The 13,300-nt window shown below is 68.7% G+C and carries 13 protein-coding genes and 1 tRNA gene; 7 read left to right on the top strand and 7 right to left on the bottom strand.

Translation table 11 applies throughout. The features are described 5' to 3' along the window. Positions 1-40 precede the first annotated feature (40 nt). On the top strand, positions 41-745 hold the full coding sequence (locus H4O22_RS16635; RefSeq protein ID WP_244963003.1) for a MerR family transcriptional regulator: 705 nt from the start codon (positions 41-43) through the stop codon (positions 743-745). Between the two features lie 178 nt (positions 746-923). Continuing rightward, positions 924-1,961: a DUF2510 domain-containing protein gene (locus H4O22_RS16630; protein ID WP_182524450.1), complete on the top strand. Its 1,038-nt coding sequence runs from the start codon at positions 924-926 to the stop codon at positions 1,959-1,961. 474 nt (positions 1,962-2,435) lie between these two features. Here the strand turns inward: H4O22_RS16630 and H4O22_RS16625 are convergent, their stop codons facing one another. The 3 genes from H4O22_RS16625 to H4O22_RS16615 form a co-directional block, all read right to left on the bottom strand. After that, the gene (locus H4O22_RS16625) at positions 2,436-2,999 is read right to left on the bottom strand and encodes a hypothetical protein (protein WP_182524449.1); all 564 of its coding nucleotides are present in this window, start codon (positions 2,997-2,999) and stop codon (positions 2,436-2,438) included. Positions 3,000-3,112: 113 nt separating this feature from the next. Beyond that, positions 3,113-3,982 carry an NAD(P)-dependent alcohol dehydrogenase gene (locus H4O22_RS16620; RefSeq protein ID WP_220451194.1) on the bottom strand — a complete coding sequence of 290 codons (870 nt, stop codon included), beginning with the start codon at positions 3,980-3,982 and terminating at the stop codon, positions 3,113-3,115. 262 nt (positions 3,983-4,244) lie between these two features. Next, the gene (locus H4O22_RS16615; protein ID WP_182524447.1) at positions 4,245-4,991 is read right to left on the bottom strand and encodes a hypothetical protein; all 747 of its coding nucleotides are present in this window, start codon (positions 4,989-4,991) and stop codon (positions 4,245-4,247) included. A gap of 221 nt (positions 4,992-5,212) precedes the next feature. On the opposite strand from H4O22_RS16615, the gene H4O22_RS16610 reads away from it, so the two are divergent. Together H4O22_RS16610 and H4O22_RS16605 are read left to right on the top strand one after the other, a co-directional pair. Next, positions 5,213-6,322 (top strand): hypothetical protein, encoded by a 1,110-nt coding sequence (locus H4O22_RS16610; protein WP_182524446.1) that lies wholly within the window; start codon positions 5,213-5,215, stop codon positions 6,320-6,322. A 284-nt stretch (positions 6,323-6,606) separates the two neighbouring features. After that, a complete protein-coding gene (locus tag H4O22_RS16605; protein ID WP_227465914.1) occupies positions 6,607-8,259 on the top strand; it encodes a DEAD/DEAH box helicase in 1,653 nt (550 codons plus the stop codon). A 119-nt stretch (positions 8,260-8,378) separates the two neighbouring features. On the opposite strand, the gene H4O22_RS16600 is transcribed toward H4O22_RS16605, so the two are convergent. After that, positions 8,379-9,083, bottom strand: coding sequence for a hypothetical protein (locus H4O22_RS16600; RefSeq protein WP_182524444.1), 705 nt, complete (start codon positions 9,081-9,083; stop codon positions 8,379-8,381). Between the two features lie 251 nt (positions 9,084-9,334). Beyond that, positions 9,335-9,925 carry a TetR/AcrR family transcriptional regulator gene (locus tag H4O22_RS16595; RefSeq protein WP_182524443.1) on the bottom strand — a complete coding sequence of 197 codons (591 nt, stop codon included), beginning with the start codon at positions 9,923-9,925 and terminating at the stop codon, positions 9,335-9,337. A 78-nt stretch (positions 9,926-10,003) separates the two neighbouring features. On the opposite strand from H4O22_RS16595, the gene H4O22_RS16590 reads away from it, so the two are divergent. Continuing rightward, positions 10,004-10,783: an oxidoreductase gene (locus tag H4O22_RS16590; RefSeq protein WP_182527194.1), complete on the top strand. Its 780-nt coding sequence runs from the start codon at positions 10,004-10,006 to the stop codon at positions 10,781-10,783. 75 nt (positions 10,784-10,858) lie between these two features. Here H4O22_RS16590 and H4O22_RS16585 read toward each other — a convergent pair whose 3' ends face one another. After that, the gene (locus tag H4O22_RS16585) at positions 10,859-11,629 is read right to left on the bottom strand and encodes a helix-turn-helix transcriptional regulator (protein WP_182524442.1); all 771 of its coding nucleotides are present in this window, start codon (positions 11,627-11,629) and stop codon (positions 10,859-10,861) included. Between the two features lie 137 nt (positions 11,630-11,766). Here H4O22_RS16585 and H4O22_RS16580 point away from each other — a divergent pair, with 137 nt between their 5' ends. Next, positions 11,767-12,024: a hypothetical protein gene (locus H4O22_RS16580; RefSeq protein ID WP_182524441.1), complete on the top strand. Its 258-nt coding sequence runs from the start codon at positions 11,767-11,769 to the stop codon at positions 12,022-12,024. Positions 12,025-12,106: 82 nt separating this feature from the next. Beyond that, positions 12,107-12,180: transfer RNA gene (locus tag H4O22_RS16575), tRNA-Gly, on the top strand. A gap of 21 nt (positions 12,181-12,201) precedes the next feature. On the opposite strand, the gene H4O22_RS16570 is transcribed toward H4O22_RS16575, so the two are convergent. Next, positions 12,202-13,239: a zinc-dependent alcohol dehydrogenase family protein gene (locus H4O22_RS16570; RefSeq protein ID WP_182524440.1), complete on the bottom strand. Its 1,038-nt coding sequence runs from the start codon at positions 13,237-13,239 to the stop codon at positions 12,202-12,204. Positions 13,240-13,300: the final 61 nt, after the last annotated feature.

Here is a 13,300-nt window from a genome sequence, read left to right as displayed (position 1 = left end):
ACAGCAACGCTGTCAAGGTTCAAGGTCTACTGTGCCAGTCGTGACCGAGGAAGACCTGCTCACCGTCGACGAGCTCGCCGCAGCCGTCGGCCTGACGGTGCGCACGACGCGGTACTACGCGGGGCTGGGGCTGCTCCCGGCGCCGGTACGCCGCGGGCGGGTGGCCTACTACGGGCCGCTGCACCGCGCCTACCTCGAGCTGGTGCGGGCGCTGCAGGACCACGGGTTCACCCTCCAGGCCGTCGAGCGGTACGTCGCGTCGCTGCCGGACGACGCCACCGTGGAGGACATCGCGCTCCAGCGGACGATGCTCACCTCCTGGACCTCCTCGCCGGCGCGAGAGGTCACCAAGCGCGAGCTGGAGGCGGAGGCGGGACGCAAGCTCTCAGCCACCGACCTCGACCTGCTCGTGCGCCTGGGCCTGCTGACCCGCCACGGCCGCGGCTGGCGTGCGATGCCCAACCTGCGGATCGGCCTGGAGCTGCTCGACCTCGACATCGCCCCCGAGGGGATCGGCGCCGCCGGCGACGCGATCACCCGCCACATGGACGCCCTCGCCGACGAGCTCACCGAGATCCTCCGCGCCGAGGTGCTCGCGCCGTACCGCCGAGACGCGCACACCCCCGAGGAGGCCGCTCGGCTCGAGGCCACGCTGCCGTTGCTGCGGCGGCTCACGCTAGAGGCTGTGGTCGCGGGTTTCCAGCGGGCTGCGAATGCCGTGATCACGCGTTCGCTGGCTCGGTAGACGGGCTAGCCCCTTTCGCCGCTTTCGGGGCCGCGTGACGCCGCCCGCTCATGCCCGACGGGAGTGCGCTTCTTTTATTACGCGCGAGCGGCTCGTCATACGAGTCCCAGCAGACCTCAAGTTGGCCGTCTGGGACGGTTCCTCCGCAAAGAACCGACCATCGCTTTACGCTCCAGGTATGCCGGACCCATCAGCCGGGTGGTACCACGACCCGCACGACTCAACGAGGTTGCGGTACTGGAACGGCGCCCAATGGGCCGAGCACTTCCATCCGGTCCCGCCGCAGCCGGCCCACACGACCCCGCGGACCGGTGCGGCCCGGACCGGCAAGCCCTCGGCGTGGATAACCAGCGGCCAGCGCTCCTGGTTCTCACGGCACAAGATCCTTACTGCAGTCCTGGCCGTCGTTCTGCTCTTCACCGTATTGAGCACAATCGGTGGCGCCCTAGAGGAGACCCCTGAAAAGGGTGAGAGGTCAGGGAAGCCGGAGCCGAAAACTTGGACGGTGCCGAAGCTCGATGGCCTAAGGCTGGACAAAGCGCAAGCTGAGCTCAAGGACGCGAACCCGGACGCGAAGACCGACCTTCGCGATCTCGCACCACGGCGCCGCAAGATCGGTGGTGCCGAGCACTGGAATGTGATCAGGACGGTCCCAGCCGGAGGCAGCTCGCTCGACCTCGACGAGACCCTCACCGTCTTCCTCCTAAGGGACCGCGAGTACCAATGGTTTCGCAACCACCCCCGGATGCCGGAGATCCGCAAGAGATACGGCGGCTACTACGAGGAGAACCTCGGCTACGGCGACGAGTTCCTGCAGTACCACCCCACGTTCGACAAGATTCGAGAATTGGTGCTCGTCCGATACCCGCGCGGCTACGAAACGCGAAGGTCGAAACGGATCGAGTCGGTCCCTCCCTACCGGACGGACCTGAAGTTCGACCCCTCGATCGAGCCCCGCGCTGAGGGGCAGGCCCGCAGGGGACTCCTCGCTCCAAGGAACGGGACAGACCTTCGGAACACGAAGCTTGCCTGGCCAGTCGCGGGAACCCGACTTCGCGTCGGCCAACTTTTCGTCTACTACGTGCTGGATGAGGATAAGGAGTGGGCTCGGGAGCAGGCGCAGGTGCAGGACGACGACTTTGACGTGTATATCGACGGTGATGATGACGACGACGTCAATGTCCCTGGCTGGCTCTGCCCGACCCGCTTCTGCTGACCACCCCTGGGGCCGCGCGCCGCAGCGTGCGTCTGTCCGTCTCAACGGCAGCAGGGGCTCATTGCAACCTCGGTGCCGATGGACGACCCGCTCGCGCGTGCAAGACACTCGCTGAACTCCCCAAGCACGGGAGGTCTTGCACGTCTCCTCGAGTCGAACCCTCCTCACAACCGCTCGCGAACCCGGACGCGTGATCAACGCGCCCTCCGATGCCCACGAAGCGCTACTTGCACCCATTCGACATCGCAGTCCGTACTGGCCCTACCGGATCGCCCCGATCCGTGCGGCCCGGAAATGTCTCTCCACCGCCTGTGGCCGTAACGACCCTGCTGTTGCCGGTGTGGTGTGCCTGTCCGCGCCCTCGCCATCGCCGCGGTCCGTGCCTCGCGCAAACACACGGCTTCACAGTCCACCACAACCGACACCGGTAGCACGGGTAACGCGCATCGGTTTGGTCCGGCGCGGTCGGCTGGCTTAAGGCCTGGGCAACTGCGGCAGCGTAGGTAGAGCGGGCGGCACAAATGTGAGCGCGGGATCCTCGAGGTGGTCCTGCAAAACCTCGATCACCCCGTCGCCATAGCCAGCGAGCGCCTTCTGGTATCCCTGCACGACTGGATACGTGGACGTCAACTCGTCCGCCGTCACCAAGAACTGCGAATCACGGACCCACTGCCGCCAAGCGAGGGACGTGTCGTAGAAGTCGTGGACCACGCGATAGCTGGGATAGCCGCCCAGTGGCACGTAGGTAGTGAACAACGCATTACGCATGCGCCACAGCACTGCCGTGCCCGCCAAGCCCCTCCTACGTCCGCAGACATCGTCGCGAAGATTGCTGACTTCGACCATGAGCTGAGCAGCGGCGGCAGCGCGCTCGTCCGCTGCCTTCCGTGCGTCGGCTTCTCGCAGCTCGTCGCGGCGGGAGCGCTCGCCGTACCGGTACGCCAAGAGCACGCCAAGTACCACAGTAAGGGCCCCCAGAACTGCGCCGAGAAGCGTTGATGCCCATCCCGACCATGCGTCGGCCGACTCCATCTGCATGATGCGACGTTACTGCCGCGGTCGTGCGACCCGCGTCCTTCCGCTGCATCAGCCGCCACATTGACGCGTCACAGACGCAGCAGCGTCGCGAGGACCGGCTCGGCGCAGCGACCCTATGACGGCACGATCACGACCTTGCCGAGCGCCTGCCCTTCTCCGACGTACGCGAGCGCGGCAGGGGCTTCCTCGAGGGAGAAGGTCCGGTCGATGGGAATCGCTATCTCCCCCTGAGCGCACAGGTCGGCGAGCGGCTGGAAGCGGACCGGGCCCGCCTTCACGGCGAGCACCCCGATGGAGCGGCGGCTGAGGAGCCCGAGCACCGAACCGGCGGTGAGCACCCGGAGCAACGTGCCGACCGACCCACCGACACACCGGTAGCGGCCCCCACGATTCAGCGCGCGCCGGTAGGCGAAGACCGACCGATGCGCGACCAGGTCCAGGATCAGGTCGAAGGGCTGGGACAGGCGCGTGAAGTCGTCCGCGGTGTAGTCGACCACGTGGTCGGCGCCCAGGGACAGCATGAAGTCCAGCTTCTTGCCGTTGTCGACGCCGGTGACGTGGGCACCCGCTCGCTTCGCGAGCTGGATGGCGAACGACCCCGAGCCTCCGCCGGCGCCGTTGATCAGCACCCGCGACCCTGGCCGTGCCCAGCTGGTCCCTTGCCAGGCGATCGCTCCCGGCTGCAGGACGGTCGCGGCCTGCGCGAACGTCAACGCAGACGGCTTGCGGGCCAGCACCGACTCCGGTGCCACGGCGTACTCCGCGAAGCCGCCCTTGAGCGCGAGGTTGTCGCCGTACACCTCATCCCCAGCGCGAAAACGGGTCACCCCGTCGCCGGTCGCCTCGACCACGCCGGCGATGTCCGAGCCGAGCGTCGGGCGCGCCGGAGAACGCCAGCCGCCGATCCGCGCGTAGACGGGCGAGCCACGCAGGCACTCCCAGTCGCTGAGGTTGATCGAGGTCGCCGCGACCTTGATCAGCACCTGACCGGCGGCGGGCGAGGGCATCGGCACGTCCTCGATGCGGAGCACCTCAGGACCGCCGTACTGGCCATGGATGACTGCTCTCACTTCGCCGCTCCCGCCTTGGGGCCCTGCAGAACCCCCCAGCAGGGTAGGCGGCGAGCTTCGACTTGTCTGGCCTACGCGGCGCTCCAGCCGGTGCGTCTTACTACCGCTTGCGAGCGCACCCTGTTGGTGAAGGCAAAGAGCAACTCCCCGTCTTGCCCGGCCCACTGGCTGATCGTCAGGCGGCGCTTCCGGGTCCGTTGAAGGTTGGGCTTGAAGGGTTCAGACGCTCCATCGCCCGGCGTGCCTTATCGATGTGGTTCGAGGCGGCCGTCCACTTCGCTTGCATGGCGGGCTCGATGTCGTCGGTGTCGCAGCCGTAGTCGAAGATGCAGTCGTTCCAGTCGGACACGGTCGTTACGTACTGGTTGAAGGCGGACTCAAGGTTGGCGCCCGCCGTCAGACAGTCGTCCTTGCCCAGGCTCGGCACATCCATCTTGCTGTACGCCACCGAGACCTTGCCGACGAGGTCGGATAGTTCTTGCTGGCTGAGGCCGACGTCGAGACGGGCATCGACGATGTTGAGGGCGTTGAGGAGTGGCCCGAGTTGGCTGACACAGTTGTCGTAGATCCCCTGTACGCGCACTTGCTCGGCGGCTTCTTCGGCCGCTCGCTCTGCTTCTGCCTCGGCGGCCAGGCGCTCCTCCTCGGCCCTTTCGCGCGCCGCCTCGTCGCGCCGTTCCTGCGCAGCAACATCGGCTCGATGGTTGACGATGAGAACCGCGGCGACGGCCCCCGAGATCGCCAGCACCACGACGATGGCGACGAGGGTCGCCCAAAGGCCTTTACGGCTGCGGCGCGGCGAAACTGGAGCGGCGTAATCAGGTCGGCCCATGGGCGTCCAGGCAGGCGGAGATGACTGTTCCCCGACCTGATCGTCGGGTGCGGATGATTCCGCGTTGTGCTGGTTCTGCGAGTCGGTCACGGTTACTTTCCTGCCTGAGGTCGTGTTGCCTGTGCCGGTCAAGGAGATCAGAGGATCGGCGCGCACGTCCTGAGAACGAACAACCCCCACGTCTGGTGCGGCGAGATGACCGGACGCGCTCGTATGTACGAGTCATAGCTAGGAAGGGGAGGCTCGTTCGATGATGCCCGCCGTTCTTGGCGCCTGCCTGGGAGTCCGCTGGCTGCACTACGGTCCAGCCCATGCGAACTACGCTTGCGGCCTGTGCGGCCCTGGTCCTGCTTGCTGGTTGCGGCGGCGGTTCTGACGACTCCGCGGATGCGAGCAGCCCCACCGCCCAGAGCGCGGCGCTGGTCCTCCAGTCGCAGATCCCAGACGTCATTGAGTTGGTCAAGCTCGACGAAGACAACGACCCGAATGACCTCATCGGACGCCCGAACGGGTACTCGGCCGCGACCGTCATGTTCGACTCGCGAGTGTCCTGCGAAGGGGACGAGCCGGGGGTCGACTGCGGAGCGACTATCGAGGAGTGGCCTTCGGAGAAGGACGCTGAGAAGCGGTCCGACTACATCCAGGATCTGCAGTCCGGCAGCAGCCTCCTGGGAAGCGAGTGGAGCACCGTCCGCGACAACCTGCTCCTGCGCGTCACAGGGAACATGAACCCTTCTGACGCCGAGGCTTACGCCGACATCTTCAAGTCCGCGGACCTCGGGAAAGACGTCAGCGACAAGCTCCCCGACGCTGCGGGGATCGACGCAGGCAGCGGTGCTCCGTCACCTGAGGATGAGCCGTGGACCCTGGTGGACTCCGGCTTCGGCGCCCAGTACGGGTACGCCTGGACGATCGCTCGTGTGCAGAACAACGACGATCACGCCGGACAGACCGTCACCGTCAACTTCAACCTGCTGGACGAGTCCGGCGAGCTCCTTTCAAGCGGCTCCCAGGTGTCTCACTTCAGCTGGCCAGGACAGGTGCTCCCGGTCGCGACTCAGGTCGAGGTGCCGAAGGGAAAGAAGCCCGCAACCGTCGAGGCCTCGGTCCTCGTGGAGGACGAGGGAACCTTCGACGACCAGACCTCCGAGGACTGGGGCACGTTCCCCGGCAAGGTTTACCAGCCGGAGTACTCAGACTCCTACGGAGCGCGGTTCGAAGTCACCAACCCGACCGATGAGTTGCTCGAGGGGTCGTCGTTGCAGGTGGTCTGCACGAACAAGGCCGGCGAGATCATCGGCGGCTCCGGCGAGTATCCAGACCTCATCCCGGCATCGGGCCGCGTGATGGTCGACGTCTCCTCGCTCTACACCGCGACCAAGCCCGCCGAGTGCACCGGCTACCTCGCTCCTTGGATGTAAGGGACTCGAACTTCAGATCGCCGACACGAGCTGTCCTTTCCTCCATTGCGGAGCCGCCTACCTCGCGTCAGACCGTGCGCAGTGGGTGGCCCGGTGTGCCCCCTGGCCATTGACGGCGGCGAGTTTCCGTCATCCAGATCGCCGGCCGGCGGACCCGGGCGAGCCAGCGCTATGTGAGGCAAAGCTCCCGGTAGCGTCCGGGGGTGTCCAGTCCTCGTCGATCCAGCGCTGGTCGGCGCAGCGCGTCACCGCGCCGACGCGGGACGCGACAGCCGCAGCGGCCGTTGCCGACCGCCGGGCCGGGGGAGCGGCTGTGGGTGCTCGACGTCCCGTACGGGACAGCGGTCGACGGCGCCACCTGGCATCCGGCGGTCAAGGCCCACCTGTACGTCGGGCGCGCCGTGCCCGCGCACCTCGCGCCGTACGCCCCGGGGCCGCACACGCTCGGTCGGTTCGTCGAGAACACCCTCAACCCCGGCGATCCGACGCCCGTGCCCGAGCCGACCGAGGAGCTCGAGCCCCGGAGGATCCAGTTCGAGGCGGCCGACGCGATCGCGGAGCGCGCCGCGGCGGGCGGACGGCAGTTCCTGCTGGCCGACGAGCCCGGCGTGGGCAAGACGATCTCCGCGGTCCTCGGCGCGATGGCGGTGGGCGACCTCCGCGGCGCGCGGCGGGTGCTGGTCGTGGCTGATCGGCCCGCCGCGATCACCATCGGCCACTGGTGCCGCACGATCGCGGCGCTGGGCGACGGGGGCCTGGAATGGGTCGTGATCACGTGGGACCGGCTGGAGAAGGTCACGGCCCACGAGTGGGACGTGATCATCGCCGACGAGGCGCACGCGCTGCGACGAACGACGACGAAGCGGTGGAAGCTCTGGGCCCGCATCTCGGGGCACGGGAAGCCGCACGACAAGGCGCCGTTCGTGATCGCGACGACCGCAACGCCCGGGCACACGCCCCTCGAGCTGCCGTACCTCGCTCCCGCCTACGCGCAGGTGCTCGGCGAGCCGATGCGGGAGTGGACCTCGGCGTCGCAACCCGGGGTCGCGTTCGCCGCCGCGCTCGAGCGCCACGGCGTCGGGATGGAGCCGGGCCGGTACGGCGCGACCTGGACCACCGATCCGGGGCGCCGCGCCGCGGACCTCAAGCTGGTACGCGGCTGGCTCTCCGACGAGCGGCCGCCGGCGATGCTGCACCGCGCCGCGCCCTGGGGGCCGGTGCCGATCTCCGGCATGCCGGTCGCGCTCACGCCGGCGGAACGGACGGCGTACGAGGCCGAGTGGGGCGAGTTCTGTCGTGAGATGGACATCGCCCGACGCGGCCGCAACGTCGCGAAGGGCCGGGCCGCGCTGCTGCGCTTCCGGCAGAAGGCCGGGCTGATCCGCGTCGACTCGACGGTCGCCTGGATCGACCAGCAGGTCCAGTCCGAGCGACAGGTGGCGTGCTCCGTCGAGTTCGTCTCGACCGCCGCCGACCCGATCGCCGACCGGTTGCGTGACTCCGGCATCGAGGTGGCCTCGATCTACGGCCGCGACCGGTTCGACGCCGAGGCGGAGCGGCTCCGGTTCCAGACCGGAGAGGCGAAGGTCTGCGTCTTCACCACGGTCGCCTCCATCAGCCTGCACGCCGGCGAGACCCTCGCCGGCGGCCGCCAGGCGAGCACCGAGCCGCGGGTCGGCGTCTTCCACCAGGCCCGCTTCTCGGGCATCGCCGCCCGGCAGGTGACCGGTCGCACCCACCGCGACCACCAGGTCTCGCCGTGGCACATCGCGTACGCCGAGGGCACGGTCGAGGAGCAGGTCGGCAAGGTGATGGTGGAGCGGATCGCCGCAGCCTCCGACACGGTCGGAAGCGACACCACCGGCCTCGCCGACCTCGCGCAGCTCCTCGGGGCCGACTGGCTGCCGCCCACGACCCTGACCGAGAACGGCACCTGACCGGGGCTGGGAGGTGACGGGGGAGCGGCGCCGCGGATCCACCACACAGTCGGAGGCGGCTCACTGCGCCGTGTCGCGGACGCACTGATCTACCGACCATGTTCCTGGTGCACCGACGGTCACGATGGCTCGAGGTGGTCCCACCAGAAGCTGATCTTGATGTCGTTACCGGCGTCGGGATCGACGGTGCGGTGCAGCTCGAGCGCCGTGATTCGCCCGTCACGGGGGTCATCGTGCGCCTTAGTCGGCCGTGGCACTGTCCCAAGCAGTGGTCCGAGCGCGTCGATAGTCGGCTTCCATAGGTTCACCCACGTCCGCCGCGGCCCGAGGTCGTAGGCGACGATCAGGCGCACCGGTCCATGCCCTTCCGGGTCAAGACGATCGGCGGCGGCGCATGCGTCTTCGATTTGAAGAAGCCACGCTCGCTTCTCGTAGCTCCCGAGGGGTTCGACGAATAGATCGGGACCTCGCGGCGGCTCGGTCGGAGTAGTCGGCCCGACCGCGACGGTGGAGTGCTTTTCAGCGTGCTTTGTCCCGAACGCCGCCCAGAACCGGTTCGCGCCGAGGTTGCGCAGGACTGGTTCTAGGTAGTTGTCCAGATCACTCTCGTGCGCCAGCGGCCGCAGGCCCATACCGACCTGGAGCTCAAGTGCGAGGGGCGCGTCGGTAGTCATGTATCCGGCGGTCAGTTCGCGCACATGACTGAGGTAGACGTCTAACCGATCGCGTTCTGGGTCACCGACCTTGTTCCAGGATGCCAGCCGAGGGGGCATCTCGAGTTCGATCGGAGAGGACCCCTCGGGCCTCGTGCGCAGGGTGGCCATGTCCCAGTATCCGGCGAAACGCTGGATCTGCTCGGCGCAGGGAGGCCGTACGCGGCAGGCGGTTGGATGGTCGGGTCATCAGCTGCCTGACCGTCAAGCCCTGGTCGAGCGTCTGGAGTTCGACGCTGGTCCGAGTCATCCGGACCGTCCCTCGCCCCGACGGCAGGGACGCGTCCAGGTGAAGCGACCGACGACGAAGCTGGGGGCGCTTCTGGACACGTCACGCCGATCGAGATTGCTGTCCGTGGTGCCTACACGGGGGTCGGATCGAGGGCGATGTTGTCCACGGCGGCGGTAGCGATGCGGTTCAGGGTCGCCGCGTCGACTCCCGCCTTGGCGAGTGCCTCGAGCCCGCGATGCGTGGTGACGATCAGTCCGCCGAGTGCTGCGGCGTCGGCGTTCGGGTCGATGTGCCCGGCGGCCTGCGCCTGCTCGACCAGTTGCCGGCAGCTGTCGAACAGCGCCTCGAACGTGGCGAGCGAGCGTGCGGCGACGGCGTCGCTCTCCCACGCCAGCTCGGCGGTGCCCTTCGCCAGCAGGCACCCGCGCCGGTCGATGCCACCCTCCGGGAACGCGAGCCACGCGCGGATCCGATCGAGCGCCTCGTCTGCTGGGCCCTCGACCAGGGCTGCCACGCCCTCCTCGGCTGCGGTGCAGTACTCGTCGAAGACCCGCTGGAACAAGGCCTCCTTGTCGCCGAACGCGCCGTAGAGGCTGCCCTTGCTGAGCCCCGTCGCGCGGGAGAGGTCGTCGACGGACGTGCCGTGGTAGCCGGTCTCGTTGAACTGCCGGCGCGCGACCGCCATGACCGTCTGCTCGTCGAACTTCCTCGGTCGCGCCATGCCTCCATCCTAGCGAGTTCTGAACTTTTGGTCGAGAACTTCTGGACGAACGGTCCAGAACCTGTCATAGTGGACCGTATGTTCAGAACCCCTAGTCCAGCAGACCCCACCGAGCTCACCGGCAAGCGCGCCTTCGTCACAGGAGGCTCCCGAGGTATCGGGGCCGCCATCGTGCAGCGCCTGCTCGACGGCGGTGCCACCGTCGTCACCACGGCGCGGACCGCCACCGACGAGACGCCGAAGGCCGCCACCTTCATCCAGGGCGACATCAGCACGCTCGCCGGCGTCCTGGAGCTCACGGCCGCAGCACTCGACCAGCTCGGCGGTGTCGACATCGTCGTCAACAACGCGGGGGCCGCACGCACCCACCTCGGCGGCATCTCCTCCATCCCCGACGAGGAGTGGCTCGACGCCCTCGACCTCAACTATCTCTCCGCCATCCGGGTCACCAACGCGCTGTTGCCGGCCCTGCGCGAGGCCGGCGCGGGCGGGGCGATCATCAACATCTCCTCCGCCGCGGCGCTCATGCCGGTGCCGCCGCTGGCCCACTACGGCGCCGCCAAGGCTGCGCTCAACGCCTACGGCAAGGCGCTGGCCACCGAGCTCGCTCCCGCCGGGATCCGCGTCGCCACGCTCCTGCCGGGCCACGTGATCACCCCCGGCGCCGACGTAATCAACCAGACCTTCGCCGACGCGATGGACGTCTCCTTGGCCGACATCACGGCCGGCGTTCCCCTGGGTCGTCCCGGGGACCCGCGCGACATCGCCGAGGCCGTCGCCTACCTCGCCTCGGACCGCGCGCAGTGGGTGACCGGGGTGACCCTCACCATCGACGGCGGCCAGCTCCCCATCATCTAGATCCGAGTCAGACACCGGCGGCGCGAGGACTGTCTCGCGCCGCCGCGGTGTTCGACCGCAAGCTGGCATCCAGCCTCAGGACACGTCGAGGAACCCATGGACGCGAGCCAAGGCCTCGGTCCGACTCTGCACGCCCAGGCGGAGGAAGACGTTCTCGAGGTGCTTGCGCACCGTCGCCTCGGACAGCCCGAGGGTGGGGGCGATCTGCGTGTTGCTGGCTCCGGTGGCCACCTGGCGCAGCACCTCCCACTGACGTGCCGTCAGGTGAGGTTCGCCCCGAGACTCCCGGTCGCGCTGCGTGTGCAGCTCGGCCAGGTGCGGGCGAGCCAGCGCGAGCATCGCCTTCTCGCGGGGGGAGAAGTCGGGATAGTCCGTGGTGCGCCACAGCAGGAGGCGTCGGTCCGTGCCGCCGAGGGGCGTCATCGGCACGAGGACCTCGTCCTTGAGACCCAGCCCGTTGATCAGCGACCCGAACGGCGTGTTGTCGTGCGCCCGGCTGCGTGCTGTCTCCGCATGGTGGAGAACCGTCGTGTAGTCGCCGGTCTTCACCGGACCGGCGCAGCCGTGCTCTCCCCAGAACTGCTGCCAGAACAGCGTGTGCCACTCGTTGTCCATGCCGACGGACTCGGCGCGTTCCACTCCGGAGTCGGACGCGCACAGCACTCTGACTCGCTGTTCGGCCACATCCATGAGCTGGAAGGCGATCTCGTCGCACGGGATCAGCTCGCGCAGACCGGTGAGGACGTCGGCATAGAAGATGTCGTCCGAGGTAGCTGGCTGGTGTCGACCTAGTACGTCGAGCAAGGCGCCGACATCGGTGTCGGTGATGCTCCAGCGACCCGTCACGGCGCAACCTCCGCAGTCTGCGTTGCTCCAAACTACGACGACCGGGCCGGGTCGGACATACGCGTTCTGGCGTACGCGGATGTTCCACCGGCGAATGTCGCATTCCGCGCCAACGGCACCCGGCGGACCGTCGGGTCATGACCACATCGTCGATCAACCACCGTCCCGCCGCGGCACTCGTCGCCGCAGCTGCCACCTGCATCGGCGCGCTGCTGATCGTCACGGGGGACAGCGCGCAGGCCATCCCGGACCGCCGTGACCAGGCGCCCGCCGTTGACCGCACCACCGTCGCCGACATGCAGTACGTCGAGCACGCCTGCTTCATCAAGCCCTCCAACTGGGACGAGCGGACCGACGGCCCCCTACCCCGCTGCTACTCCCTGTTTCCCCGGTAGCTCGGAAGCCGTACCCGGGCGCCGGACAGCCCTGGCGCTGGTTCATACTGGGGACGCGTCAGGCTCGTCAGAGGCTGGCCACGCGGACGTGGTGTAGTTGCAGCGCGCTTCCCTTCCAGGGAAGAGGTCGAGGTTCAAATCCTCGCGTCCGCTCCAGATCCTCACGCACCGACCCGCTCAGCGGGTGGGGTCGATCATGGTCATCCCGGCCACCTTCGCCTGGTCGAATCCCGGCAGCAGGGACGCGGCATCGTCGAGTCCGATGGTGCGCTCGATGAGCCGGTCGGGTCGCAGCGATCCTGCCTCGATCAGCGCCAGCATCCCGGGATAGTCGGCCGCCGCCATCCCGTGGCTCCCCAGGACGTCGAGCTCCCACGCGATCACCCGGTCCATCGGCACCCGCGGGTGCCCGCCGATCGGCGGGAGCAGTCCGACCTGCACGAGGCGGCTCCGACGTCGCAGGCTGAGGATGGCGTCGGCGCAGGTCTGCTCGCTGCCGACGGCATCGACCGCGACGTCGGTGCCACCCGCGACGAGGTCGCCCACCGCCGCGGGGATGTCGGTCCCGTCGGCGAGGAGGGTGTGCTCGGCGCCGAGCTCGGTGGCCATGGCGAGCGCCTCCGGGTTGCGGTCGACCGCGACCACGCGGGCGCCGAGCGCGCTAGCGATCATCACCGTGCTGAGACCGACGCCGCCGGCGCCGATCACCGTGACCCACTCGCCCTCCGCGATCCGCGCGCGCCCGACGAGCGCCCGGTACGCCGTGGCGAACCGGCACCCGAGGCCGGCCGCGGTCGCGAAGCCGACCTGCTCGGGGATGGCGACCAGGTTGGTGTCCGCGGCGTGCAGCGCGACGTACTCAGCGAACGAACCCCAGTGGGTGAACCCCGGCTGCTGCTGGTCGGGACAGACCTGCGCGTTCCCGCCCAGGCACCAGGCGCAGCGGCCGCAGCCGCAGACGAACGGGACGGTGACCCGGTCTCCGACCGTCCACCGGGCCACGCCCGCGCCGACCTCCACGATCTCGCCGGCGAGCTCGTGGCCGGGTACGTGCGGGAACGCGACCTCGTCGTGTCCCGCCCAGGCGTGCCAGTCGCTGCGGCACATCCCCGTGGCGACCACACGCACGACCACGCCACCGGAGGGCGCCGAAGGCTCCGGCACATCTCGGACCTCGGGCCGCGACCGGGCGGCGTCCACCACCACTGCGCGCATCCGCACATCCTGGCAAAGTCCGCGGCGGTCCGGACGCGGGTCCGGCGGGCCGGTGCGTCTC

The organism is Nocardioides dongkuii, from assembly GCF_014127485.1.
In the GTDB taxonomy this organism is placed as follows: Bacteria; Actinomycetota; Actinomycetes; order Propionibacteriales; family Nocardioidaceae; genus Nocardioides; species Nocardioides dongkuii.
The sequence above is the reverse complement of the archived record's forward strand: the minus strand, read 5'-3'. Positions and strand labels throughout refer to the sequence as shown.

Coding starts and splice junctions, on each gene's coding strand:
- H4O22_RS16630 (WP_182524450.1), top strand. CDS start 924: ATGCCGGACCCATCAGCCGGGTGGTACCACGACCCGCACGACTCAACG.
- H4O22_RS16595 (WP_182524443.1), bottom strand. CDS start 9,925: ATGGCGCGACCGAGGAAGTTCGACGAGCAGACGGTCATGGCGGTCGCG.
- H4O22_RS16600 (WP_182524444.1), bottom strand. CDS start 9,083: ATGGCCACCCTGCGCACGAGGCCCGAGGGGTCCTCTCCGATCGAACTC.
- H4O22_RS16570 (WP_182524440.1), bottom strand. CDS start 13,239: ATGCGCGCAGTGGTGGTGGACGCCGCCCGGTCGCGGCCCGAGGTCCGA.
- H4O22_RS16580 (WP_182524441.1), top strand. CDS start 11,767: ATGACCACATCGTCGATCAACCACCGTCCCGCCGCGGCACTCGTCGCC.
- H4O22_RS16590 (WP_182527194.1), top strand. CDS start 10,004: ATGTTCAGAACCCCTAGTCCAGCAGACCCCACCGAGCTCACCGGCAAG.
- H4O22_RS16625 (WP_182524449.1), bottom strand. CDS start 2,999: ATGCAGATGGAGTCGGCCGACGCATGGTCGGGATGGGCATCAACGCTT.
- H4O22_RS16610 (WP_182524446.1), top strand. CDS start 5,213: ATGCGAACTACGCTTGCGGCCTGTGCGGCCCTGGTCCTGCTTGCTGGT.